Raw genomic sequence first — 23,429 nt, forward strand, 5'->3', positions numbered from 1 at the left:
GGATGCCTTCTGCGGGCACTCCCTAGGCCATGCGAGAGAGGGAGCCCCGACCTGTCACAGCGTTAATGGGTCTCACCTCCTCGGTTCGCAGCACGCACAGCGACGCAGAACGTACCACGGCAGGCTCATCAACCTCTGAGCAAGGCCGTCGCCAAGGTGAAAGTTGCCTGACCTGGCACAAGATGCCGACTGTGGCTGCGGGTTGTCAGCAAACGCACAGCCTGGAGCAATCACAGAAGGGGCCCGGCTGGGTACGGGGGGTGCCGCAGGTGGCAGTGGGCAAGGCGGAGCCATCGGGCACCGGAGGTGAGGCTGGGCGTGGCCTGCACCGTGGCCAGCGTGCTCAGTTCGGTGTCCGTGGGCTGCGGGGCGGTTCCACGGTCGGCCGCCATGGAGCAAGCTGCGGAGAACCCTTCAGCGGGTCGTAGTCGCGAGGGAATCCGAGGCTGATGCGGCAACACAACCTGCTTGGGGGTTCCCTTGTCCCATCAGCTGGGGGTTCCCGTTTCTCGTGGCTGGCGCCGGGTGGACCTCGCTCGGTTGCCGCAGCCGAGGGAACACCATGCCTGGTCGCGGCGCCTGGCCAGGAAGAACATGCCGCAACTGGGGGCGTGGCAGCGTCGCACCCGCTGACGGTCTGGACCTGCGGCCATAACGAGGGTCTCGCGGGCGACGACGGCGTCGGCGCCGCCCCCCTGCTCCTGCTGTGCGAGCAGGCCGTCGCTGGTCATTCGGAAGACGACGGGGGCGGACGAAGCGAGTTCGTTCAGGCGGCTTCGCAGGCTGTCGGTGAGCGGCCGCTGTCGGGCTGTCGCGTCCAGCGCGTCGCGCACCAACGTACGCAGCCGCTCCAGTTCCTCCAGAGAAAGGGCGGCCAATCTGCGGTCGGCGGCGCGGGCGCGCCATTGCCTGGTGAGTTCCCGATCGGCGAGGAAGTCGATGTCGCCGCGCCCCGGGCCTGCTCCGACGACGACGGTGTTGGCCAGGTCGAGGACGGAGTCCTCGCCGATCCACGGCATTTCCTGCAGATCCCGGGTGGTCATGTCCCTCAATCTACCGGGTTCGGCTCAGCGAACCCGTGATAGCTTTCCCTCACGGCTTTGACCAGCCAAATCCGTGAGTCGCGTTGATCGACGAAGGGTAGTGCCCATGAGTGCAACCATCGAGTACGTCCGGTTCGACACCGACGACCCCGCCGGCCTCACGGCCCACCGCGAGCAGCTCGTCGAACTGCTCAAGGAGCACTACGGCGACGGCTTTCAGGGCGCCCACCTCGCCCAGTTCGACGACGGCACCGTCCTGGACTTCATCATCTGGTCGTCCGCCGACGTCGCCGAACGCGCGGCCAAGGAAATGCCGACCGACCCCCGGGCACAGGGCTTCTTCAGCCGAATCGGCACCGTGCACGAGATGCGGCACGCGCAGGTACTGCACACCGCATAGCCCTCGCGACCAAGGAGAATGACGCTGTGCCCTCGGCAGACGAACTACTCAGCGCGGACACCGTCGCCGGCCTCGCCCGATGTCTTGCGCGAGCCGGTGGCGGGATCGCGACGCATGAGATTCGGGGTTGCGGCGCCTCCCTGGACGGGCTGAGCTTCACCGAGCGTGTCGTCGTGATCAGAGATGCCGTCCTGGCTGACCTTCCGGCGGGCTACCCGGCCTTCGCTCACGTGTTGCGCGCCGCACTGCGGGACAGTGATTTCACCGGATGGATGATCTTCCCCGTCACCGAGGCCGTCGCCGTACGAGGCCGGGACGTCTACGAACCGGCACTCGCCCTGCTCGCGGAACTCACCCCGCGCCTGACCGCGGAGACCGCCGTCCGCCCCTTCCTCAGGGCCGACCTGGAACGCGCGCTCCGGGTCATGACGCCGTGGACCGCGCATCCCGACCCGCACGTTCGCCGGCTGGTCAGTGAGGGTACGCGGCCACGACTGCCCTGGGCGCCCCGGCTTCCGCGTCTGATCGCGGATCCGACCCCCGCACTGCCCCTGCTCGACGCGCTGTACAGGGACGACTCCCAGTACGTCCGCAGATCAGTGGCCAACCACCTCAACGACATCAGCCGCGACCACCCCGACATCGCCACTGGTGTCGCGGCGCGCTGGCTGAGTGACCCGGCGCCGACGACGACCCGGTTGGTACGGCACGGCCTGCGGACCTTGATCAAATCCGGTCACGCCGGGGCGCTCACGCTGCTCGGCCACTCCCCGGACAGTCCCGTCACCGTCGAGGGCCCGCACGTCCACGCCTCAGAGATCCGGGTCGGCGACCATCTGCTGTTCGACTACGCGGTCACCAACACGCACGACCAGACCACCCACCTCGTCGTCGACTACGTCGTCCTCCACATGAAAGCCAATGGGAGCCGCACCCCCAAGGTCTTCAAACTCACCACGCGGTCCCTCGCTCCCGGCGAGACGTGGCGCGCCACACGCAGACACTCCTTCAAACCGATCAGCACACGGCGCTACCACCCGGGTGTCCATCTGGTGCAGCTCCAGGTCAACGGCCGATCCCACGGGGAAGCCTCCTTCACGCTGCACACCTGAGGGCCACCATCTCGCATCCCGCTTCGGAGGCGTGTCCGCCAGCGCGCCGCCACCCCGATGGGGCTTCAGCCACCAGAAACGAGACCCTGCAACCGTGCAGCCGTCCGTTGGAATCGGTCCAGGGCAGCCCCCCACGAACAGCCATTTACCTGGCGGGCGGGAAGCGGGAGAGCAATAGGACTGGTGGGACACCGGCGACCGAATCGCCCGACGTCGCCCATCGCCGCCCGGCCGACGTGCGAACCTGCATGCGGCCGGCGGTGGCCGTAACGCCGGTCGGGCGACATCGTCCAGGCCGTGGTGATCCTGGACGTGCCCGTGGCTTGTAGGGGAATCCCATACGACGACGAGCTCGACGTCCGCTTGCCCAACCCCGCGCACACGCCAGCGTTCACCGCCGCGTGCGCATCGCGGCCAACCGGTACTGTGGCCCAACTGATGATCAAGTTGGGTGGTGGCGGTGGAGTGGCGGGAATACGCCGAGCAGATGGCTGTGCTGGCACGGGATCTGCTGGCGAAGGACTCGGTCCAGGCGACGCTGGATGAGATCGCCGCGTCGGCCGTGAAACTGGTCGAGGGCTGTGATGCGGCCGGGATCCTCGCCGTGCGCAAGGGCCGGGCGGTCACTTTGGCGGCCTGCGGGGACATGGTCCGCGAGTCCGACCGCATACAGGGTGAGCTGCGTGAGGGGCCGTGCTTCGATCTCGCCAGGCGTAAGGGCGGAGGGCGCGTGTACCGGATCGCGGACCTGTCCGAGCCGCAGCCGACCTGGGAGCGCTACGCCGCAGCGGCCCGCAAGCTCGGCATCGGCAGCATGACCGGCGTGCTGCTCTACACCGACAACGACGACTTTGGCGCCCTCAACCTGTACTCACGCCGGCGCGGAGCCTTCAGCAAGGACATCGAGACCGCGGGATGGCTGCTGGCCTCGCACGCCGCCGTCGCCCTGGACAGCGCCCGCACCATCGACCAGCTCGAGCACGCCATGGAGACCCGGCACGCCATCGGCGAGGCCATGGGCATCCTCATGGAACGCCACCAGCTCAGCGAAGACGACGCCTTCAATGTACTGCGCCGCCTCTCCCAGCAGCACAACGTCAAAGTGCGCGACATCGCGCATCGGATCCGCAGCGAAGGCACCGAAGGCACCGACCCGGCCTAATGGGCCCGGTGCCGTGGCCGGTGCTCCCTTCGAAGGGGCGTGTCGCTGACTTGAAAGGCGAGGCGGGGGCGGGCAGGCGACGGGGGATCGCACTTGCCCGCCCCGCGGGCAAGTACCCGCACGGGCGACGGAAACCTTGCGGGGAGGGGATGCACGGCCGGCCTGTTACAGCGCACCGGGCGCCGCACGCGTTGCATCCACCGTGCTTATGCGCCCGGAGGCTCGGGGACGGCTGCTTCCCCTGGGTTGCTCACGTCGCATAAGCGGGGGGCCAGTGTCTGCCAGCTCGAACAGTCGCGCGACAGTCGGCGCCGCCGGCCCGGACACCAAGAAGCACACCCCGAGGCGCCGGCATTGGCTGCGGTGGCTGCCCGCGAAGGCTCCGACGGCCTGCTGCCCTACCTCACCGCCCGCGCGGACCCCATCTTCGACGCGGCCCAGAGCCTGCTGCGAGCCTGGCTCACGGAGCGCTTTCCCGAAACAGACGAGGAATCCGTCGATGTGGCCGCAGACATCGCCGTACGGATGACCATCAGCCACCTCGTCCTCCCCGGCGCGGACCCCCGCCCCACGGCGGAACGGCTCGCCCTGGCGGTGCTGAAGGTGTTGCGACAGCAGCCCCTGCCCACGCCTGGCCACGTCACCTGTTCGTCGGAGGGGCGGCCGCGCGTCCCGTTCGCCCGGGATACAGCGCGCTGTGGCCTGCCCAGTCGTCTTACGGTCTGGGCGAAGGCCGCCTTTCTGACAGGACTGGCGCCGTGAGCCTGCGCTTCCTCAAACGTTGCGCAGGGCCGCACACCGCAGCATGCGCGGCTGTCGCACCTTCAGGCTCTGAGCCTGTAGACACGGGCCTGCCTGCGCCGCTTCCGGCTACGCGACAGGCCCTCGGAGCGCACTCCGAGGGCCTGGGTGATCTCACCTACAGGATCAGGCCGGCGTGATGTTCTCCGCCTGAGGGCCCTTCTGGCCCTGCGTCACGTCGAAGGTGACGGCCTGGCCTTCCTGGAGCTCGCGGAAGCCGGAGGCGTTGATGTTGGAGTAGTGCGCGAAGACGTCCGGCCCGCCGCCGTCCTGCTGGATGAAGCCGAAGCCCTTTTCGGCGTTGAACCACTTGACGGTTCCGCTGGCCATACTGCTGCCTTCCGTTTCGTATCCGGACCGCACCACGCGGTTCCAGAGGTGCCTTGGTCTGTACTGCACAGCAAAGTGCCCGCACCGGAGCGCGGGCATGCACTGCGAACCACGACATCTGCCAGAACGCTACACGGGGGAACCCAACATCACCAGAGAGCAACGACGCTCGTTCCCGCTCAGGTCGGGACGGCACTTGAAGCTGCGGCGTGAATGCCCACGGATGTCCGCACAGTCGTCGAACTGGACACGTTGGCCGCCGGTGGCCGGTGGGACAGAAGAGGAGTATCGCCGCGCTGTAGCCGATGCGACGCCGATAACCTGCGCGGATGATGCGTACTCAGCGGGCCGCCGGCGCGGTCATCGGCGCGGCAGTGGGTGACGCCCTGGGCGGCCCCTTCGAGTTCGGCCCCCCGGGAGTGTTCTCCGCGCGGTTTAGCCGGTGGCGAGATGTGCGGAGGCGGTGGCTGGGACCCCGGCGAGGCTACTGACGACACGCAGATGGCTGTCCTGGTCGCGGAGTCGCTGCTGGAGCGGGGAGGACTGGATCTGCCGGACATCTTCGCTCGATTCCAGCGGTGGTCGGCATCAGAACCCAAGGACATCGGCTTGCAGACCGAAGACGTCCTGACCAACGGCATGCCCTGGGACCTCGCCGCCGCGATCCATTTCCAGGTCAACCAACGAGCGGCGGGAAACGGCTCCTTGATGCGAGCATCGACGTCCGCGGTCCACTTCGCGGCCGCCGGCCAAGAAGCCACCATGGACGCGGCCCGCCGCATCGCTGCCCTCACCCACGGCGACCGCGCAGCCTGGGAAGGCACCGCGATCTTCCACGAACTCATCCGCGTCACGCTCGAGGACGCCGATCCCCTCGCCGCGCTCCGGGACATCCTGCCGCTTGTCGATCCCGACCACCGCGGGCGCTACGCCACAGTCCTCGCACCCGGCTGGCATCCCGATCAGGCGACCGAGTTCAACGGAGCCGTCTGGCCCTGCCTGGGCTCCGCCGTCTGGGCCCTGCGGACCACTACCGGCTTCGAAGACGCGATACGCGCGGCGATCGACCTCGGCGGTGACACGGACACCGTCGCCGCGGTGACCGGAGGACTCGCTGGGGCCTACTACGGGCTGGACGCGATCCCCGCCCGCTGGACCGATCCGCTTCATGTCCCCCTCCCAGGATTCGACGGACGAGTGCTCCACTCACAGATCTACTCCACCTTGCACACCGCCTCGGAGGCTGAACCGGGTCCTGCTCGGCAACCGCCCGGTACGGCGGACTACTCCCGGTGCCGCCCGCGGCGAGAGGCCCACGATTCGCAACCGCCGCGACGAGTGGATCCGGTTCGGCGTCTTCACCCGGCTCCGGCACATCGCCTTGGGGGCGTTCGACCGCATCGTCGCCTCGTTCTGGACCAGGTCGCCGTCGACGGGTCGATCACCAAGGCCCCGAAGGCGGAGAAGCGGCTCGATGTCCGTCGGTTGACCGGAGCAAACAGGGTCTCAAACGCTCGGGGATGACCGACGGGTACGGCATCAGCCGCGTTCACCGCGGGGCGGCGGCGTCCCGCCGCGACTCCGTGCCCCGTCTGAGACGCCATAGTGCGATCAGAAAGGTGTACCTTCCGCTGGGCCGGCCAGGCCGCTGTAAGTACGTGAAAGGTGCCCACCCCCTCGCCGGGGGCGGGCACCTTCTTCACGTCACGGAGCGTCCGATCACTTCTTCTCTCGCTTGTATCGCCAGTAGACGAGGAGGAACGCCGCTACGAGAACAATGCCGCCAAGAGCCAGCGTCGCCGCGCCACTGCCCTCAAACCCTGTTCCCACAACTGCGATTTCCACTTCTCTCCCTAAGAGCCAGCCGCCGGCTCTTCCCGCACCTCCAAAGTACCCAGGGGCGGTGTAACCGATCTCAATGCCTGCACCGGTCTTTCCAGCAGTCCCCCCAGGCCGGTTCGGGGCGCACGGATGCGGGCCATCACCGTCTCGAAAGCCGGTGCGTCACCCGCCTGGTCTGCAGTGAAGGCGAAGGACGGCAGCCGGCCCTGCCGTCGTCGGCCAGGTGCGCCTCCGTTCTCAGACCGCTGCGGGACCGCCCCGGGGCGTGCTCGGCGGGTTCGCCGCGTCCGACCGCCCTTTCTTGGATGCTCCGGCGGCGTGCTGGTGGGCAGCGGACGACGGTGGAGTCGACCAACACGGTCGAGTCGGTGTCATCGCCGGCGTCCGCCGAGGTCACGACGGCGGCCAGGATCCGTTTCCCAGGTCCCGTCGACGGCCCAGCTGATCAGCCGTTCGTGAGCGGTCTGGAATGGGTTGAGAGCGTCGGTCAGGTCTCGCCGGGCGGAGCTGGTGCGGTACTTCCAGGCGATGGCTTCAAGGGGTGCGGCGGCGGTCGGCCCACCGTCGTCCACGGACCGGGTCGGCACCGGCATCAGCGGCTCGATCCGGTCCCACATCACATCACATCAGTGATCACTTACCGGACAGACCCACTCGATCAACTGCTCGCCTCATCGAAGACGCACGCTCTAGCCGGCGCTCTGCGGCGGGACGTCCTGCGGATCGGCGGGGTGTGCGGAAACCGGGCGTTCGAAGAAAGTTTCCAGGACGACCGTCGCCTGCGTCCCGCTGACGCCGTCGATCGCGTAGATCCTGCGCAGTACGTCCTGGAGCTGCTCGGTGGTCGCGGTCCTCACCTTCACCAGCACCGACGCGCTGCCCGCGATGACGTGCGCCTCCACGATCTCGGAGAGTGCGGCGAAGCTTTCCGCCGAGTCTCCCATCCACGACGTCGACTCGACCATCACGTAGGCCAGGACGCCGCACCCTACCGCCGCCGGGTCCACCTCGGCCATCGTGCGCCGGATGACGCCCCGTTCCCGCAGCTTCCTGACCCGCTCGTGGGCGGCACCGGCGGACAGGCCTGCGGCCCGGCCGAGCGCGGCGTAGGACTGAGTGGCGTCCTGCTGCAGCTGCGTCAGCAGGATTCGATCGATGTGATCCACAACTCTCCGTTCGACATAACCTTGTGATGACCATACTTCATCCTGCAATCTCGCCTCTGAGCCGAACTAGATTCCCATACTCGTCATTTGCTAGACGGAAGGACATCCGATGCCCGGTGAGCGCCCCGTGCTGTACGAGAGCTTCGACGACCGGTTCCGTACCGGACGGTGCATGAACGGTGACGAGGGCCTCGAGGTCCTGCACACCGGCTGCCGCTGGGCCGAAGGGCCGGTCTACCTGCCCGCCTGGCGGCAGTTGATCTGGAGCGACATTCCCAACGACCGGATGCTGCGCTGGGACGAGGAGACGGGCTCCGTCAGCGTCTTCCGCCGCTCCGCCGGCCACACGAACGGCAACACCCTGGATCTCGAAGGGCGACTCGTCACCTGCGAGCAGGGAAACCGCCGGGTCACGCGTACCGAGCACGACGGCACCATCACCGTGCTGGCCGACCGCTGGCAGGGAAAGCGTCTGAACAGCCCGAACGACGCGACGGTGAAGTCCGACGGTTCGATCTGGTTCTCCGATCCGGACTTCGGGATCACCAGCGACTACGAGGGGTACCGGGCGGAGAGCGAGATCGGCTCCAACAATGTGTACCGAATCGACCCGGCCACCGGCCGGGTCGACCTGGTCGCGGACGGCTTCGGCGCACCGAACGGCCTCGTTTTCTCGCCTGACGAACGGCAGTTGTACGTCTCCGACACCAAGGCGGGGTTCATCCGGGTCTTCGACGTACGGGACGACGGCACACTGTCGGACGGCAGCGTCTTCGCGGCCGCCGGAGCACGTGCGTCAGCCCGCTTCGACAACCTCCGCTTCGATGACGACGGCCGGCTCTGGGCCGCCGCGATGACGGACGGAGTGCACTGCTACAACCCTGACGGCACACTGATCGGACGGTTGAACGTCCCCGAGGCGGTGGCCAACATCTCCTGGGGCGGCGCCAAGCGCAACCGTCTGTTCATCGCGGCGGAGACCAGCCTCTACTCACTGGTCATGGGTGTCACGGGGACACACCCGACAGGCCCTGGGCCCAGGCCCTGGCTAGGCCCGGCGCGCTGACGCACTCGGCCGACGGACGGAGGCGGGCGAAGCCGTCGCGACGCCCAGCTCCGCCCCTCGTCCCCCAACTACCGCTGGGAGCTGCCACAGCGGTAACCGAAGCACCCGAGTGCGTCCATTAGCTCCGCATGGTTGGCGGTGGCACGTCGAGACGCTGGGCCTGAATCACCGTCTGCGTGGTGGGGTACCGAACGCGTGCACCGATCACCTGGAGCCGGCTGATCACTGAGCCGGATGCTGCACAGCGTTTATAGGGTTACAGGGGAATGGGATGAGCCTGCGGCAGATGGAGGCGTCCTTCACCCGGGTGGCCGAATTGCTGCATGTGACACAGCCCGCCCTCTCGCACCAGATCAAGTCACTGGAAAGGTCCGTCGGTGGCACGCTGCTGGAACGCATGCCCCGCGGCGTACGGCTGACCGTGATGGGCCGCGCCTTCCTCCCTCACGCCGAACTCGCCGTGCGCAGAGCCCTCCAGGCTCGTCGGGCCGCCAGGGCAGCCGCCGGGGCGGAGGGCGGGGAGCTGCACATCGCGACCGCGCACTCCGTGGCCGTGGGCATCCTGCCCGGCGTCTTCGCCCGCTGGCGCCGCGCGCACCCGGGCGTGGCGCTGGTCCTGCACGAGTACGCGACTATCGAGGCGTCGGCGTCGCCACGGCGCGTCCCACGTCGTCCGCAAGGTCTTCTCCCGTGTGGACCTGACGGGGGGGGCGGCTGCGTTCGCGGGTCTGCTGTGCGAATCGTGGCCGTACAGGCGGTCCGAGAATCATCCGACAGATGCGTACGAGACGTGCACGGTCCGCACCACGGGTACGTGACGCCGAGAACAGCGCCCGGTGTACCCCACGGTCGGATTGTGCCCGCCCAAGGGAGAGGCAACGGCGCCAATTGGTGTCGACAGACATGGTCACATCACCCCCGTCCCGATCGCCAGGCTCGAGACCTCGTCTGTAATCCGGAGTACGCGGGCACTCTCCTGGCTCGCCCTTTCGTGTGCCGTGATCGTCCACTCCTTGCGATCACTTGCGGGCACAACTTGGGAGTGGACAGCAGCCATTGAGCGATTCGTCAGCCGCCGATCGTGGCGAGTTCGCCCATGATGCGGGCCGCCGGCGCCGGATCCACCAGCCACTTCAGGTGGCTGCCCTCCAACGTGCGAACGTCGTACGGGTTGTCCGGCGTCAGCTCGTTGCCTTCGCGGATCAGCCGGTCCTGTAGGGCGAGAGGCATGCTCGTGTCGTCGGCCAGGCGGATGTAGGTCTTCGGGATGCGCCCCCAGGTCGCGGCCTGCGCCCGGTCGGCGGAGCCGCCGACGTCCAGGTTCTCGTCGGGCTGGAAGGTGTTCAGAAAGGTGAGGAACTGCTCGTCGGTGCCGTCGGCGAAGAAGGCCGCCTTGAAGGCCGCGAGCGAGTCCGGGTTCGCTGTGCGGAAGTTGACGCGGAGCAGACCGAGCTCGGCAGGGTTTCCGGCCAGCGCCGAAGCGAAGGCAGCTGGGTCGACCTCAGCCATCTCCGGTTCGGCGTAGTAGTCATTGACATCGAGGGCGACCGGGCACCAGGCCGAGACGTAGACGATGCGGTCGATGAGATCCGGGCGGGCGTTGGCCGCTGCGGTGACCGTGACACCGCCGCGGCTGTGGCCGACGAGGATCACGGGGCCGTTCCGCTTGGCCCGTTCGAGGATCCCGATCAGGTGTGCGGTGTTGTCGGCGAGCGTGACGCCCTTGATCGAGCCGGGCGCAGTGGCGAGCCCTTCCGCGTCCTGAGGCGACTGGTAGGCGCGGGTGAAGGTCGCCTGGAACCCGTGGCCGGGCAGGTCGACGGCAACCGAACGGTAGCCGAGGAGCCCGAGTTCCGCCTGGAGAGGCGCGAAGGAGAAGGAGTTCGCGAAAGCTCCATGGACCAGTACGAACGTCGGCTGCATCTGTGTACTCACTTTCCAGTCTCCATGGGTGTCGGACGCAGGACCAGGCAGAGGAAGCCGAAACTGTCCCGGTACCCGTGCAGCCACTGCGAACGCTGGTCGGTGGCGGTCTCCAGCACCTGTGCGGCGGCCGGATCGGCAGGGTGGTCCAGAGCCCATGAGGCCAGCGAGCCCCAGCAGGCCCACTCGTAGGCGTCCAGCTCACTGCGGGTGCTGACGTGGCCGTGAACGGGGGTCCATCCGTCGGCGACGACGCGGTCGACCGTGGTCGCCAGGTCGTCGAGATCACCGAACATCTCGACGGCCGCCGGTGAGGGGCTGCGGTCCCAGAACGACTCACCGATCAGAACGCGGCCGCCGGGGGCCAGGTGCTCGCGAGCCGCCGCGAGGGTGGGGAGAAGGCCGCCGAAGGCATGCGTGGCGCCGACGCTGATCACCAGATCGAACTGCTGTGGAGAGACGAAATCCGCAGCCGCCTGGTGGTGGAGGACCAGGCGCTCGTCGACGCCGAGTTCGTTCGCCGCCCGGCGAGCCTGCGTCAGGGCGACGTCGGAGACGTCGACACCCTCGGCGTACAGGTGCGGGCGCGCCGCCAGGGCGCGCAGCAGCCATTCCGCCGTGCCGCATCCGAGGTCGAGCACTCGCTCGTCGCCGCGCGGGAGGCCGCGTTCGAGCAGGCGGCTGACCGAGTCGTCGTCGAGCGGAGACTTTATCGGGTGGTCGGCATGGGCGATGCCGGAGATCTGTTCGCGGCTCATCGGCGCGGCGTGTGCCGTGTCGAGGAGCAGTTTCGCGGCCACCGCCGTCCCGTCGGTGCGGATCGTGCCGGCGACGGATTTCGCCCGTGCTGCAGTCTCGGGGGTCAGTGCCGTCCTGAGTGCGGCCGACAGAGACTCGAAGGTCGGGGTCGGGCCCTCGTGTGCTGCGCCGATGCCCAGGGCGGCCACGCGGGCGGCCCAGTGCGGCTGGTCCACGAACTGGGGAACCACCACCTGGGGCGCGCCGGCTCGGGCTGCGGTGGTCGTCGTGCCTGCGCCGCCGTGGTGGACGACGGCCGCGACCCGGCGGAACAGGAACTGGTGGTTGACGTCGCCGACGGCGAAGCAGTCGTCCGAGTCGTCCACCAGGCCGAGCTCTGCCCAGCCGCGGGAGACGAGCACGCGGCGGCCCTGCGCGCGGACCGCCTCGACGGTGGTCCGGGCGATGTCGGTGGCCGTGCTCATGGGCATGCTGCCGAACCCGACGTACACAGGTGGCGTGCCGACGTCCAGGAACGCTTCCAGATCAGCGGGCAGGGGGCGCTCGTCGGGCAGGATCCACGCGCCGGTCTGCACGACGTCGAGGTTGGTGAGCCGCTCCCACGGGCCCAGGACCGGGTCCACCGCCAGCCACGGCCGCTCGGTGAAGACGTGGTCACGGACGTTGTCCACCGGCGCGAGGCCCAGCGCCGCGCGGTGGGCGTTGAGGGGCCGGAGATACAGGGCGTTGACCTTCTGGGCGTCCAGGTCCCACAGGGCCTGGTTGTCGGTCATGTCGGGCGGAGCCGGCGGGCCGGGCCGCGACGACGGCCGGTAGTGCGGGGAGGGCATCTCGAACGGGTGGAAGCCCGCATACACGTAGCGGATGCCCAGATTCTCGGCCACCGAGCGGGCACCGGCCGGCATCAGGCCGCTCGCCACCAGCACGTCACAGCCCTCGGCCGCCTTGCCGACCGTGTCGAAGTGCGCGGCGACCAGCTCGGCCGCGAACGCGGCCGCGTCCGACGGCGGCGCACCCGTCCGCAGGGCGCGCACGTCACGCCCGAAGGGCACAAGCTCCGCACCGACACCGGTCAGGAGTTCCGCGAACTCCTCGTCCGGCGGTGCGCACACGCGTACCTCCGCGCCGCATTCCCGCAACTGCAGTGCCAGTCCGGCCAGCGGCGCGATGTCGCCGCGCGATCCGTACGCCATCAACAGCACACGCATGTCGTGATGTCTCATTTCTGTGGGTGCCGGCCTCGGCCGGCCATGGTGCGGCAGGAGCGGGGTCTTCCCAGCCTGCCGCAGGCCTCTTGCGACGGGTACTTTCAGGATGGTGGTGATCGACGGGTCAGCGGGCCCAGGGCAGTTCGCGCGTGCCCTCGGTGCCGGGCACGGAGGCGACTCCGTCGGAGCGCATCACAACGTGGGCCTCGGCCTGTTCCGGGGCGTGGATCCGGCGCAGGAGCCCGGAAGGCAGGACGAACGTCTGGCCGGCCAGGACCTTCTCGGTCCGTCCGTCGCAGGTCACTTCCAGGGCGCCCGAAGTGACCGTCCAGACCTGTTCACGGCTGATGACGTGCTCGGGCCCCGATGCTCCGGCGTCCATCGTGACGGTCCAGGTGCTGAGTTCGGAACTGCCTCGGCTGGGGGCCGCCAGGCCGGTCATGGTGGCGTTCGGGGAAACGGTGACGGTGTCGTCTGACGGAGTGATCACGCGTACGGCCCCGGTCTCGTCCGGCGCCCGGACGTCGTCGGACGCGGCCCATTCCACGAGCTGTACGACGACGCCGTTGGGATCGGTCATCTGGAACAGCCGTTCACCCCAGGGTTCTTCCCGCAGGGGCATTGTGATGGGAGCACCCGCTGCGCGCAGGCGGGCTTCCTCCGCGCCGAGGTCGGTGACCGTGAACGCGAGGATCAGGCCGCTCGCCTCGCGGTCCCGCTGTTCGGCGGGGAGGACCTCCGTACCCCTGCGGAGCAGGACGATGTCGACGGCGGCGTCCGGGCGGGCCAGGGAAGCGAAGCCGTCGTCGGCCATGGCGACTTCGTAGCCGAGGTGGGTGCAGAAGAAGTCACGGGAGGCGTCCACATCGCCGACGGTGAGCGAGAGGGTGGAGGTGGAGACGTTCACAGCAGCTCCTGGGAAGGTATGCGGTTGCACGGGACGGTCGTTCGGGTCGCAGGCGTCGGCAGGTTTGTCAGCTCCGCTCGTCCGATGAGGGCCGCACCTTCGAGGAGGTGGTGATGGTGAAGCCGGAGTCGAACGTTCGCGTGGTGACCGGGGCGAACTTCGCCGGGGCGAAGGGACCGTCGAACAGGGGGATCCCGGAGCCGATGACGAGGGGGTGCCGCTTGGTGATCAACTCATCGATCTCGTCGAGCAGGGCGGCCGCCAGTGTGCCGCCTCCGCACAGCCAGATGCCCATGCCGTCCTGCTCCTTCAGCTCGCGCACGAGCGCGACCGGGTCGCCGACGACGGGCACCGCCGGATCGGGGGCCCGGCTCTTCGGTACGGAGGCGGGCACGGAGGTCAGCTCGCGGGCACGTCGAGCTGGAACTCGCGCGTGCGCCGGTAGGAGCGGAACCCGAGTGTGTGATTGACCGCCAGCATGTGGACGTTGTCCTCGGCGCAGTCCGTCTCGATCTCGACGACGCCCGGATGTTCGGCGCGCAGTCGGCGCACCATGGCGGCCTTGACCCACAACCCCAGCCCGCGGCCGCGGTGGGCGGGCACGACCGCCGTGTCGTACTGCTGGGCCCGCAGCGGCGCTCCTCTGGGGAGCAGGATCTCTGTGTAGCCAGCCATGGTGCCGTCGTCGTGGACGGCGGCGATGGTCAGCAACGTGTCCCCGCGGTCGTCGATCACCTTGGCCATGGCGCGGACGCGGTCGGCATCCCACGCCACACTGCCGTAGTCGAGGTCTCCGACGGGCATGTCGTTCATCGCGTTCTTGGCCGCGGCGAAGGCGTCGGCGAGATCGTCGGGAACCGTTCCGGTCCAACCGACCAGCCGGTAACCGGCACGCCCGGCATCGCCGACTTGGCGGATGTCGGCCTCGTTCGATTCATCGATGCGCAGCATGAGGTGATCCAAGGTCAGCGCAGGGCGGAAGCCCCATCGAGCGCCGAAGGCCTCACCCGGGCCGTCGGCCGCGGCTGTGGCGATCAGGCTGCGTCGGTTCTCGTTGCGGCAGGCCGCTACAACCTCCGACAGCAGGACGGAGCCGGAGCCCAGGCGCCGGTGTGCGGGGGCGACGTGGAGTTCCAGTTCGGCCAGGTGCTCCTGGCCCGGGGAGGTGAACACCCGTAGGCCGGCGACGCCGACGGGGACACCGTCCGCGCTGGTGGCCAGCCAGGTCAGCCGGTGGCTGCCCAGGGCCGGCTTGGTGAGCTGCGCGTGGATCTGCCCGGGGTCGGGTGTCGGCGCTCCGGGCAGGTCGTGGGCCATCGAGGCCGCGACGACCTGATGCCACGCGGCGGCCTCGGCGACCGAGATGGCCTGGAGCTGATCGACGTGTATGGGTATGGGCAAGGCGGGGGCCTTCCTGATCGAGTCGGTTGTACTTCGGGATCCTCGAGAGTTTCTCTGTCGACCGACGTACTGGCAGACGAGCGATCGACAGTGACGTGGTATCAGGAAGCGGTGCCCGGACTCCAGCGGTCGAGAACTGCGTACGCCGGGATCCACCGGGTGGTGCAGGCGGCGTGCGCGGATGCGGGCAGGAGAGCGAGGAGCCTCGCCGTCGTGAGTTCGTCGGCACCGTCCAGCAGCCACGGCAGCAGCAGTGGGGCGTCCTGGTCGATGCACTGGGCATGGACCTGGCCGAACCGGCCCCACTGCTGGGCGGTCAACACCTGTTGGACCAGCGGTAGGGCCACGGCCTCCTCGTGTTCGAGGTGCCCGGCCAGGCCGCGAGTCAGTGCGTCGGTCAGGTGGCCCAGACGCAGCGGGTCGCCACCGGGGTCGGTCAACACGTCGTCGATGGCTTGGATCACTGGGTCGATGGCGGCGTGTTCGGCCTCCATCACCTCCAGAAGGGCCAGGTCCTTCGGGCGGCCGGCCAAACTCTGCCGCAGCGATGGCCACAGCGCGTCATCCTCGGCCGTGTGGTGGGCGTGAAGAGCCCTCTTGAACAGCTTCCATCCGGCAGAGGTGGCCAGAACATGCCGGGGGTCGCGGTCCGCAGCCGTGGTGATCCGGTCCAGACGGGCCAGATCCCGGCGCAGGGCATCATGCATCGCGTACATCACGGTCAAGTCGATGGAGTCGCTCACGGGCAGCTCCAGGATGTGTCGGCAGGCGCACTGACCACGGCGTTGACATGGTGGGAAGCGGAGCACGTCGACCGCGAATAGAAGACGTTGCCGGGGCAGATCATCCCGCCGGACCGTACGAAGGTGAGGTTCTCGTGCGTGCGTGCATGCCTTCTACGATCTTACGGCGTGCGCGTATGATCAATGCGGATTTCCGCGCGGTTCGATAACCGCTGGGTTATCGATGGAGGACTACGGGGGTCGGGGGGCCGGTGGAGCTGCGGGACATCGAGATTTTTCTGGTGCTGGCCGAGGAGCTGCATTTCGGCCGGACCGCACAGCGGTTGCACGTCTCACAGGCGCGCGTCAGCCAGGCCATCAAGAAGCAGGAGCGGCGCATCGGCGCCGAGCTCTTCACCCGGACCAGCCGCACGGTGCGCCTGACGGAGGTCGGCCGACAGTTCCGCGACGATCTCCAACCGGTCTACGCGGGTCTGCACGATTCTTTGGAGCGGGCCCAGCTGGCGGCCCGCGGCATCACCGCACAGCTCCGGGTCAGCCTGATGCCCTTCAATGTCGCCGCTTTTCATCCCTACTGGAAGGCGTTCCGTGCGCGGTATCCGCACTGGGGACTCCAGATCCGTCAGGCGACTTTCACCGATGTCTTCGGCCAGCTCCGCAGCGGTGCCATGGATGTCCTGGTCGCCTGGCTGCCCGTGGAAGAGCCGGACTTCACCGTCGGGCCGGTCCTGTGCACCGATTCCCGGATCCTCGCGGTGGCCGCCGACCACCGACTGGCCGGACGGGACTCCGTACCGCTGGAACTGCTCGCCGACTTCCCGCACGGCACCGCCCTCGGCCTGCCGGACTACTGGGAGGACAGCTACCTGCCGTTCCAGACCCCACGAGGCCGAACGATCGAGCGCCTCACCTCCGCGGCGTCGGACACCTCCGACGAGCTGATCAATCACGTCGGCATGGGCGACATCATCCATACCTTCCCCGGTCATGTCACCAGATACTGGGGCCTGTCGCACATCCGATGGCTTCCCCTCCCCGACATGGCGACCATGAACTTCGTCCTGGTCTGGCGGACCGAAGCCGAGAACGACCTCATCCGCGCTCTGGCTGCCACGGTGCACGATCTCGGAGTGTTTCGGTTCTGACGAGAGTCTGACCCCGCTCGGCAGCGCTGCCTGTACGGGGATCTACGGCCCAGCTGCGGACAGTTACAGGCCCTCCTCGCCCGCGCACGGGCAACGCCCGGCCGGCCCTACGCGTGCTGCGGGTCGAGGCCATCGGGGCGGTTGCAGGACAGATGGTGCACGCGGCCCACCACCTGTTCACCAACGCCTGCATCTCTGGCGACTGCGGGCGCTCGTAAGCGCGAGGACGCCAAATCCGGACCTCGGGTTCGGAGGGTGGTGGCGTGCCGGGCATACAAGAGGATCTTGGTCAGGAAGCGCCGGGAGGACGATCAGGCGCTGCCGATCTCCGCTCCGACCAGTACAAGAACCCCATCAAGAGGGCACGCGGCCTCGCTGACCAACAGGACCAGGGTGTCGGGGCCTCATTGGTCGGCGACACCTCGGGCGGCTAGGTCCGACCACGAGTGATCGAGTCGTCGGAGCGTGTGCTCACAGCGGGCCCGCGTCGACACAGGGGGAAGTTGTGAGTACAGAGCCCGATTCCGTGGCACGTATATCCGCGCCGAGCACCGGCCCGGATCCCCGGACCAGATACCGCTTGGACATGCCCGCACCCGCGGCCGGCCAGGACGTCCGCACCGGCCCTGACTCCAGCCGCTCCCAACGGCCGACCAGATGCACCAGATGCCCGCCACGGACGGCCCCACCGACGTCCGCGAGTGGAATCCTGCACCCGGGACGAACCTTGACCCTGGCTATAACGCCAACGGCATCCAAGCCATGTCGGCCGGCACCGGCCCGGAAGGCGCCACCGGCCCGAGCAACACCCCCGCTCCCCAGGCCAGCGCCGCCGACGAAAGCGGTTACGGCGTGAGCAATGCCGAACTGGGACAGATGGCCGATGAGTTGGACCTTGCCGCACAGATCCTCGAGAAGGCGGACAAGGGCCTGGCGGAATCCGACACCACAGCGCGTGTCCACAGCATGCTCACCAGCGGGCGCATGCTCAAAGCGACAACGAGCGACTGGGACGACGAAATCACCCGTCTCGCCAAACAGTGCCGCTCACTGGCCGACAAGATGCGCCAGACGCACACGAATTACACGACTCAAGAACACCGTACGGCGCAGGATTTCCAGGCGATTCTCGCATCGCTCGAGGGTGATGCGTAGTGGCAACGCTCACCGACCGGCCGGAGGGCGAGAACCACGAGCATGCCGATGCGGTGGAACGCCAGAACAGCACGGTCGGGGAACTGGAAGACGTACGTCCGGATGCCTGGTCGCGGGCGGCCGGCGAGTGGGTCGACCTGGCCGCGGCGGCCACCGAGGCCCGGGGCCAAGTCCAGAACGTCCTGCTCAAACTGCCCTTCGTCTGGACCGGCCCGGCTGCCATGACGGCCCGCGTCCAACTGTCCGTACTGCACGACGAATTGACCATCGCACACCGCGAGTCAAAGGCTGCTGCAGCCACGCTCGAAGCGGCGAACAACGGGTTCCAGCTCGCCCGCACCTGGCTCAGCGAAGCCCAGGAGATGGCCCGGTCGAAGGACTTGACCCTGCACGACAGCGGAGGCGTCACCACTCCCGAGCGGAACTACCCGCCCAACGACCCGGACAGAGCGGGGGCGGCCCGGCAGTCACAGGAGAACGCGGACAACCTCCTCACGCGTGCGACCGCCGCCCTCAGCTACGCCGCCGACGTCAACGAGCACACCGGCTACGAGCTCGAACGCATCAAAAAGGCGGTGGCGTACACCGTAATGGACGACCAGACCGAGGCCGCCGTCACGGCCGACACCGAGGGCGCCAAGAATCTGAACCGCGTCTTCTCCGGTGCGGGTGGAGCGCTGCTCCCGCCGCCCGCGCCCGACAAGGGTTCCGGCGATTACAACACCCGCGAGCCCACCGACGAGGACCGTGCCATCAAGAACAAGATGGGCTTCTTCGCCATGGGCTCCCCCGCAGTGCTCGGCGGCCCTCAGTCGGCCAAGCACATGCTGCACTACCTCTCCAACACCGGGGAGCCGCTGGACATCGACGTGGACGCGTTGATGAGCGACCTCCCGGACATGAATCGCAACGTAGAAGCCCAGCTCGCGGAGAACGCCCCCAACTGGGAGGCGCAGGCCCTCGCCGAATACGAACGCACTGGAAAGCCCGTGAAATACGTCCAGCAGACCGGCTGGCAGGGCTGGACCGCCGAGAACGACCCCGACTGGTATCACGCGGTCGGGTCCTTCCACTACAACACGGTCGCCCAGATCGAGGTCGTCCCGGGCCCGGACGGTGAGCCCAGAACCACAATTCGCTACCAAACCCACGTGTACGACCGCTACAACTGGGACGCGCGAACAAGGCGACTCCGGTACCCGCGATGGGCAATGTGTCGGACGCCCAAATGGCCAGGCTCCACCAGTCGGGTCAGGCCAAGGAGTACGACATGGGCGGCCAGAGCGAAGTACGCACATGGAACGGGTGAGTACGCGCAGGGGCCCCACCAGTCCCCGCCGACGCAGGTGGCTGGTGTGGTTCCTGGCCCTGTGCGTGGTGTGCACGCTCGGTGTGATCGCTTGGGCAGCCGTCGCGCTGCTCACACCGGCCGGTGACAGTCCGGAGGAGGCAGTGGAGCGCAAGGCGGGGATGCATCACGATCAGCATCAATCCGCGGGGCGCTACTACGTACCGACGTACGCCGAGATGGAGAAGGACGGCACCGCGGTGCTCCGGTATGAGGTGGGCAACAGCCAGGACTCGAGCGTCAAGGACTTCCTTCGTACGTACGACATCACCGCCAAGGCGGAGCGCACCAGCCCGTCCACGGTGAGGTGCTCCGACCGCTTCGGCGACGTCCGGCGAACGTTCACGATCAACTACAACCCGTCACCTGAGCCTGGTGGGTACGACCACGCGAGGATCACCGTCAGAGCCAGGGACGCCGACGCAAGCTGAAGGGCCGGAGACAGTCAAGCGGTTCGGAGACGGTCCCCCATGGCCCAGATAGATCGTCCGCGTTCGTGGCCTCGGGCAGCAGCCGCCAACCGGTGCTGACCTTCCCCGTTTGCCTCCGCTGCCCCGGCGCCGGCAGTCGGCCCCACTCCCTGAACGGCGCAGCTTGTGCACCAGGTCGTCCACGTCCTCGATGCGGCGGTCGATTTCCAGCGCCTTGAGGCTGGCGCCCGCGTCACTGGCGTCCGCCCTCTGCACCCTGACTCAGTGATTCAGCGAATGCCGCACAGAGCGATCACGGGCAGCCGCGTTCGCTGGGTTTCCTGGCGCATTTCATCGTCTCTTTCGTCTCACCGGCGCTGATGTGGGCGTCGTTCAGCGCGTCTTCTTGCAGTGTGTCCACTGCATCTGCGTCACGGTCCATGCCCCTGCCCACAGCCCATGTTTCGATGAGGCCAAGGATCTGCCGCTCGAAGGACCAGGTCGTAGGAATGTCCCTAGGCAGGCCGCGTCGCCATGTGGCGGTGAGGTGTTCCACCGGGTCGTCCCGGTAAGACGGCGGTGGCGAAGCTGCTTCTCGGAGTTGGGTGACGACGTCGGCTGTCCAGGCGTGACGCTCGGCGTCTGGAATGTCGTCCGCGATCGCGTCCAGGTGGCCGAGTCCGGCTGCGCAGTTGCGGGCCGGTTTTCCGAAGGCGTCCTCGGATGCCTTCACGGGAACAGCGACCATGCGGAGGGCGCACTCGCGGGTCTGCGCCGAGCGCAGAGCAGCGTAGTTGGGGGCGTCTTGGGAGACCGCGCGCATCACCCGGGTCACGTCGTTGACGTCCGCCGGCATACGAACGATCGAGCCGTCACGCCACGGTCCCCGAAGCTCCCGATCCTGGTATTCCGGATTGACGCTGGTGAGGATCTCGTAGGTGTCCCGGGCGTAGTCCTCGAGTGCTGAGGCGATCGGCTTGCGCAGTGCCCGGGCGACCGTGGGGCTTTGGCGCCGTTCGATGTCTCTGCTGATCGCCGTGATCGTGTCGCGCATGGCCTGCGCCTCGGCAAGGGTGTGCTGCCCAGGCTGTGTCCCGGTGGCCGCGTCGCGCAGGGCGGCACCGAGGTCCGCGCAGCTCGCTTCCTTGCGGTGCTGGGCTCCCAGAGCGCGCTGGATGGCTTTGTCGTCGAGCAGGCTGTCGCAGCCGGTCTCGTCACTGCGGCTGACCAGGGTGTAACCGACGGCGCTGCCACCTATCAGCAGCAGTACCGCGGCGGCCCCCATGATGGTCCGTTTCCGCGCTGTCCGGCTTGGTTCCTGCGTGGAGCGGTCCATCATCGTCCCAGTGCGTCGTTGGCGAGGTCCTGGCGGGTGTTGTGGTTGTTCTTGATGTCCTCTTGCAGCGAGTCGATGTCGTCGTGGTTGCGGCCGGGGCCTTCCAAGTCCGCCCACTCCTCCACGAGGTAGTCCATCTCACGTTCCGACTTCAGGCTCTCTTCAGCGACCTGGGCGGCGGCAGCGTCGTCGTTCTCGCCCTTGTACTTGAGGGACATGTCGTAGGTCCATGCGTCGACCATGCGCTGTGCGGTGTCGCCGACGACGGGTATGCCGGTGATGGGAGCGCCAACCACGTGGTAGGTGACCTTGGCGTTCCAGTCCTCTTGGGCGTTGGCGCTGTCGCGCTTGTCGTAGATGACGTCTTCCCGGATGGCGTCGTAAGTGCCCAGGACCGATCCGCCCTCGCGGGCCGGGCGCTTGATGGCGTCGGCTGTGTTGCCGTCCGCGGCGTCCATCTGCTGTGCGATGTGTGCCGTCTCGGCCTTGTGCATCGTGCCGTACGCCTCCGGGTCTTCGGAGACACCCCGCATGACGCGGATCAGCGCTTGGGGATCTGGAGCGATGTGCGCGTTGTCGCGGGTGCCGAGCAGGCCGTCTGCGCCGCTTCTGCTGCCTTCTCCCCCGGGCACTTCCTCGCGGTAGTCGCCGTTGACGCCGGCCAAGATCTCGTGGGTGTCGTTCGTGTAGTCGGCCAACGCGTTGCCCAGGGGCTGGCGCAGGTTCGCCGGGATCTCCTCGTGGTGCGGTCCGCCGTCGAGCAGGTTGATCGTGTCGCGCATGATGCGGGCTTGACCGTCGGTGTGCGGGGGGCCACTGTCGTCACCCGTGGTGGCGGCCTGCAGGGCTCTGCCGAGTCCGACGCGGGAGTTGGTCGCCTCGACGTGCTCGGTGTCCACCGGTTCCATACCCCGGGTGGTTTCCTGGACTTCGAGGTCGGGCCAGTCGCGCTTGTCGAGCAGGTATTCCAGGCGGTTCTTGTTCCCGTCCTGGGCCGGGTCGAGGTAGCGGGTCGCGGTGTCGGGGTCCTTGCTCATGATGCCGAGCATGTTGTCGACGGGGTCTGCGACAGCGATAGGGTCGACATCGGCTCCCACGTTCACCGACTTGTGCTCGTCCCACAGGCCCGGGTGCTCGCGCTCGGCCTTGATGATGTCGTCGGTCAGGCCCATGGTCATGTGCGGTGGGTAGTCGGCGGCGTCACCGTGCTTGAGGAGTGTGGTGATGCTCTGGTAGCCGAGGGCTGTGCTCGGGTAGTCGCCGGCTTCCTCCATGCCGAGTTTCTGCATGTCGGCACGCCATTTGTCGGAGTACGCCTGGTCCTTGTTGGCCGTCGCGATGTTGTTGGCGAGTGCGGACTGGATGGCGTTGTAGCGGTCCTTGCCGGGGTTGTCGGCGTTTCGCTGCTGTTCGAGGTCTTCCGCCAGGCGCAGTGTCTTCTCGGGCCCCAGGCTGTCCAGCACCATCCTGCTGAATTCAGGGTCCTTCTCGTTGTGCTTCATCAGCCGCTCCAGCTCCTTGAGCTCGGCGGGTGAGAGTTTCTCGTCCTTCTCGAACTTTTCCAGCAGGCGTGTTGCGCGCTGGGCCTCGTCCTCGTCGATGGACTTGACCGTCTTGTCGTTGAAGCCCTCGGAGAGCTTGCCCGCGTTACGGCGCAGTGCGGCGGCGGCCGACTGGTCGGCGTTGTCGGCGCCGGTCAGGAGCAGGCCGATCCTGGCTTCGTAGAAAAGGATCTTCGTCTCGTTCTCAGAGGGCATCAGGCCGCCGGGACCACGGCGCTCGTCACCTTCCGGAGACGGGTCGCGCAGGCTCACCTGGCCCGTGGGGCTGACGACGACGCCGTCCTTCTTTGCATCCACGTCGGCAAGGGTTCGCAAGTCGGCCCGGTACTGCTTGAGCTCGGCGTGCGCGTCGTCCAGAACGGCGCGGATGCCCTTGGCCTCCTGTACCGCGTCGGTGAACTCCTTGTTCGCGTTGATCACTTGCATCCGTGCCACGGTTGAGGTGGCGTCGAAACTGGTCCAGCCCGCAGCGTCGAAGGGATCGGCAACTTCGCGGGTGTAGGCCTCGTCCATGGCGTCGAGCATGCGGATGAGGTCGGTCCACCGGTCGGATGCGTTCTTCAGGCTGTCGACGTCGAGGTGGTAGAGCTCGGTGAAGGTGACCACGGGG

21 protein-coding genes and 4 pseudogenes are annotated in these 23,429 nt (G+C 67.9%); 12 read left to right on the plus strand and 13 right to left on the minus strand.

What is annotated here, in order from left to right; genetic code table 11:
* Positions 1-488 precede the first annotated feature (488 nt).
* Positions 489-1,043 (minus strand): ABATE domain-containing protein, encoded by a 555-nt coding sequence (locus AC07FK_RS23075; protein ID WP_479106813.1) that lies wholly within the window; start codon positions 1,041-1,043, stop codon positions 489-491.
* A gap of 106 nt (positions 1,044-1,149) precedes the next feature.
* Here AC07FK_RS23075 and AC07FK_RS23080 point away from each other — a divergent pair, with 106 nt between their 5' ends.
* The 4 genes from AC07FK_RS23080 to AC07FK_RS23095 all read left to right on the plus strand — a co-directional run bounded on the left by AC07FK_RS23080 (position 1,150) and on the right by AC07FK_RS23095 (position 4,479).
* On the plus strand, positions 1,150-1,443 hold the full coding sequence (locus AC07FK_RS23080; protein WP_479106814.1) for a hypothetical protein: 294 nt from the start codon (positions 1,150-1,152) through the stop codon (positions 1,441-1,443).
* A gap of 173 nt (positions 1,444-1,616) precedes the next feature.
* Positions 1,617-2,555 carry a DNA alkylation repair protein gene (locus AC07FK_RS23085; RefSeq protein WP_479106815.1) on the plus strand — a complete coding sequence of 313 codons (939 nt, stop codon included), beginning with the start codon at positions 1,617-1,619 and terminating at the stop codon, positions 2,553-2,555.
* A gap of 487 nt (positions 2,556-3,042) precedes the next feature.
* On the plus strand, positions 3,043-3,717 hold the full coding sequence (locus tag AC07FK_RS23090) for a GAF and ANTAR domain-containing protein (RefSeq protein WP_479106816.1): 675 nt from the start codon (positions 3,043-3,045) through the stop codon (positions 3,715-3,717).
* A gap of 354 nt (positions 3,718-4,071) precedes the next feature.
* Positions 4,072-4,479, plus strand: a complete 408-nt coding sequence (locus AC07FK_RS23095) for a hypothetical protein (RefSeq protein WP_479106817.1) — start codon at positions 4,072-4,074, stop codon at positions 4,477-4,479.
* 165 nt (positions 4,480-4,644) lie between these two features.
* Here the strand turns inward: AC07FK_RS23095 and AC07FK_RS23100 are convergent, their stop codons facing one another.
* Positions 4,645-4,848, minus strand: coding sequence for a cold-shock protein (locus tag AC07FK_RS23100; RefSeq protein ID WP_466337159.1), 204 nt, complete (start codon positions 4,846-4,848; stop codon positions 4,645-4,647).
* 329 nt (positions 4,849-5,177) lie between these two features.
* On the opposite strand from AC07FK_RS23100, the pseudogene AC07FK_RS23105 reads away from it, so the two are divergent.
* Together AC07FK_RS23105 and AC07FK_RS23110 are read left to right on the plus strand one after the other, a co-directional pair.
* Positions 5,178-6,095 (plus strand): annotated as a pseudogene (locus AC07FK_RS23105) (ADP-ribosylglycohydrolase family protein).
* 68 nt (positions 6,096-6,163) lie between these two features.
* Positions 6,164-6,431 (plus strand): annotated as a pseudogene (locus tag AC07FK_RS23110) (IS5/IS1182 family transposase); the annotation flags it as partial.
* A gap of 630 nt (positions 6,432-7,061) precedes the next feature.
* On the opposite strand, the gene AC07FK_RS23115 reads toward AC07FK_RS23110, so the two are convergent.
* Together AC07FK_RS23115 and AC07FK_RS23120 are read right to left on the minus strand one after the other, a co-directional pair.
* On the minus strand, positions 7,062-7,307 hold the full coding sequence (locus AC07FK_RS23115) for a transposase (protein ID WP_479106818.1): 246 nt from the start codon (positions 7,305-7,307) through the stop codon (positions 7,062-7,064).
* Between the two features lie 72 nt (positions 7,308-7,379).
* Positions 7,380-7,856 carry an Lrp/AsnC family transcriptional regulator gene (locus AC07FK_RS23120; protein WP_479106819.1) on the minus strand — a complete coding sequence of 159 codons (477 nt, stop codon included), beginning with the start codon at positions 7,854-7,856 and terminating at the stop codon, positions 7,380-7,382.
* A gap of 109 nt (positions 7,857-7,965) precedes the next feature.
* Here AC07FK_RS23120 and AC07FK_RS23125 point away from each other — a divergent pair, with 109 nt between their 5' ends.
* Positions 7,966-8,922 carry an SMP-30/gluconolactonase/LRE family protein gene (locus AC07FK_RS23125; RefSeq protein ID WP_479106820.1) on the plus strand — a complete coding sequence of 319 codons (957 nt, stop codon included), beginning with the start codon at positions 7,966-7,968 and terminating at the stop codon, positions 8,920-8,922.
* A gap of 271 nt (positions 8,923-9,193) precedes the next feature.
* A pseudogene (locus AC07FK_RS23130) lies at positions 9,194-9,565 on the plus strand (LysR family transcriptional regulator); the annotation flags it as partial.
* Positions 9,566-9,990: 425 nt separating this feature from the next.
* On the opposite strand, the gene AC07FK_RS23135 reads toward AC07FK_RS23130, so the two are convergent.
* From AC07FK_RS23135 to AC07FK_RS23165, 7 genes and pseudogenes are all read right to left on the minus strand, one after another.
* On the minus strand, positions 9,991-10,845 hold the full coding sequence (locus AC07FK_RS23135; RefSeq protein WP_479106975.1) for an alpha/beta fold hydrolase: 855 nt from the start codon (positions 10,843-10,845) through the stop codon (positions 9,991-9,993).
* A gap of 8 nt (positions 10,846-10,853) precedes the next feature.
* Complete coding sequence (locus tag AC07FK_RS23140) at positions 10,854-11,603, minus strand: SAM-dependent methyltransferase (protein ID WP_479106976.1); 750 nt, start codon at positions 11,601-11,603, stop codon at positions 10,854-10,856.
* Between the two features lie 12 nt (positions 11,604-11,615).
* Positions 11,616-12,812: pseudogene (locus AC07FK_RS23145) on the minus strand (glycosyltransferase); the annotation flags it as partial.
* Between the two features lie 124 nt (positions 12,813-12,936).
* Positions 12,937-13,719 carry a VOC family protein gene (locus AC07FK_RS23150; protein ID WP_479106821.1) on the minus strand — a complete coding sequence of 261 codons (783 nt, stop codon included), beginning with the start codon at positions 13,717-13,719 and terminating at the stop codon, positions 12,937-12,939.
* Positions 13,720-13,786: 67 nt separating this feature from the next.
* Positions 13,787-14,113, minus strand: coding sequence for a dihydrofolate reductase family protein (locus tag AC07FK_RS23155; protein WP_479106822.1), 327 nt, complete (start codon positions 14,111-14,113; stop codon positions 13,787-13,789).
* A 5-nt stretch (positions 14,114-14,118) separates the two neighbouring features.
* A complete protein-coding gene (locus AC07FK_RS23160) occupies positions 14,119-15,120 on the minus strand; it encodes a GNAT family N-acetyltransferase (RefSeq protein ID WP_479106823.1) in 1,002 nt (333 codons plus the stop codon).
* A 101-nt stretch (positions 15,121-15,221) separates the two neighbouring features.
* Positions 15,222-15,863: a hemerythrin domain-containing protein gene (locus AC07FK_RS23165; protein ID WP_479106824.1), complete on the minus strand. Its 642-nt coding sequence runs from the start codon at positions 15,861-15,863 to the stop codon at positions 15,222-15,224.
* 251 nt (positions 15,864-16,114) lie between these two features.
* On the opposite strand from AC07FK_RS23165, the gene AC07FK_RS23170 reads away from it, so the two are divergent.
* From AC07FK_RS23170 to AC07FK_RS23185, 4 genes are all read left to right on the plus strand, one after another.
* On the plus strand, positions 16,115-17,008 hold the full coding sequence (locus tag AC07FK_RS23170) for a LysR family transcriptional regulator (protein WP_479106825.1): 894 nt from the start codon (positions 16,115-16,117) through the stop codon (positions 17,006-17,008).
* 666 nt (positions 17,009-17,674) lie between these two features.
* On the plus strand, positions 17,675-18,163 hold the full coding sequence (locus AC07FK_RS23175) for a hypothetical protein (protein ID WP_479106826.1): 489 nt from the start codon (positions 17,675-17,677) through the stop codon (positions 18,161-18,163).
* On the plus strand, positions 18,163-19,599 hold the full coding sequence (locus AC07FK_RS23180) for a hypothetical protein (RefSeq protein WP_479106827.1): 1,437 nt from the start codon (positions 18,163-18,165) through the stop codon (positions 19,597-19,599). The genes AC07FK_RS23175 and AC07FK_RS23180 overlap by 1 nt, the downstream gene beginning before the upstream one ends.
* 34 nt (positions 19,600-19,633) lie before the next feature.
* Complete coding sequence (locus AC07FK_RS23185) at positions 19,634-19,942, plus strand: hypothetical protein (protein ID WP_479106828.1); 309 nt, start codon at positions 19,634-19,636, stop codon at positions 19,940-19,942.
* Positions 19,943-20,234: 292 nt separating this feature from the next.
* Here AC07FK_RS23185 and AC07FK_RS23190 read toward each other — a convergent pair whose 3' ends face one another.
* Positions 20,235-21,260, minus strand: a complete 1,026-nt coding sequence (locus AC07FK_RS23190; protein ID WP_479106829.1) for a hypothetical protein — start codon at positions 21,258-21,260, stop codon at positions 20,235-20,237.
* On the minus strand, positions 21,257-23,425 hold the full coding sequence (locus AC07FK_RS23195; RefSeq protein WP_479106830.1) for a hypothetical protein: 2,169 nt from the start codon (positions 23,423-23,425) through the stop codon (positions 21,257-21,259). The genes AC07FK_RS23190 and AC07FK_RS23195 overlap by 4 nt, the downstream gene beginning before the upstream one ends.
* Positions 23,426-23,429: the final 4 nt, after the last annotated feature.

The sequence above is a fragment of the Streptomyces sp. NPDC046122 genome (genome assembly GCF_056429965.1).

Bases quoted from the DNA above. Each gene is read 5' to 3' on its own strand.
- AC07FK_RS23075 (WP_479106813.1), bottom strand. From the start codon at position 1,043: ATGACCACCCGGGATCTGCAGGAAATGCCGTGGATCGGCGAGGACTCC.
- AC07FK_RS23080 (WP_479106814.1), top strand. From the start codon at position 1,150: ATGAGTGCAACCATCGAGTACGTCCGGTTCGACACCGACGACCCCGCC.
- AC07FK_RS23090 (WP_479106816.1), top strand. From the start codon at position 3,043: ATGGCTGTGCTGGCACGGGATCTGCTGGCGAAGGACTCGGTCCAGGCG.
- AC07FK_RS23100 (WP_466337159.1), bottom strand. From the start codon at position 4,848: ATGGCCAGCGGAACCGTCAAGTGGTTCAACGCCGAAAAGGGCTTCGGC.
- AC07FK_RS23115 (WP_479106818.1), bottom strand. From the start codon at position 7,307: ATGTGGGACCGGATCGAGCCGCTGATGCCGGTGCCGACCCGGTCCGTG.
- AC07FK_RS23125 (WP_479106820.1), top strand. From the start codon at position 7,966: ATGCCCGGTGAGCGCCCCGTGCTGTACGAGAGCTTCGACGACCGGTTC.
- AC07FK_RS23135 (WP_479106975.1), bottom strand. From the start codon at position 10,845: ATGCAGCCGACGTTCGTACTGGTCCATGGAGCTTTCGCGAACTCCTTC.
- AC07FK_RS23140 (WP_479106976.1), bottom strand. From the start codon at position 11,603: ATGAGCCGCGAACAGATCTCCGGCATCGCCCATGCCGACCACCCGATA.
- AC07FK_RS23175 (WP_479106826.1), top strand. From the start codon at position 17,675: ATGCCCGCCACGGACGGCCCCACCGACGTCCGCGAGTGGAATCCTGCA.
- AC07FK_RS23185 (WP_479106828.1), top strand. From the start codon at position 19,634: ATGCATCACGATCAGCATCAATCCGCGGGGCGCTACTACGTACCGACG.
- AC07FK_RS23190 (WP_479106829.1), bottom strand. From the start codon at position 21,260: ATGATGGACCGCTCCACGCAGGAACCAAGCCGGACAGCGCGGAAACGG.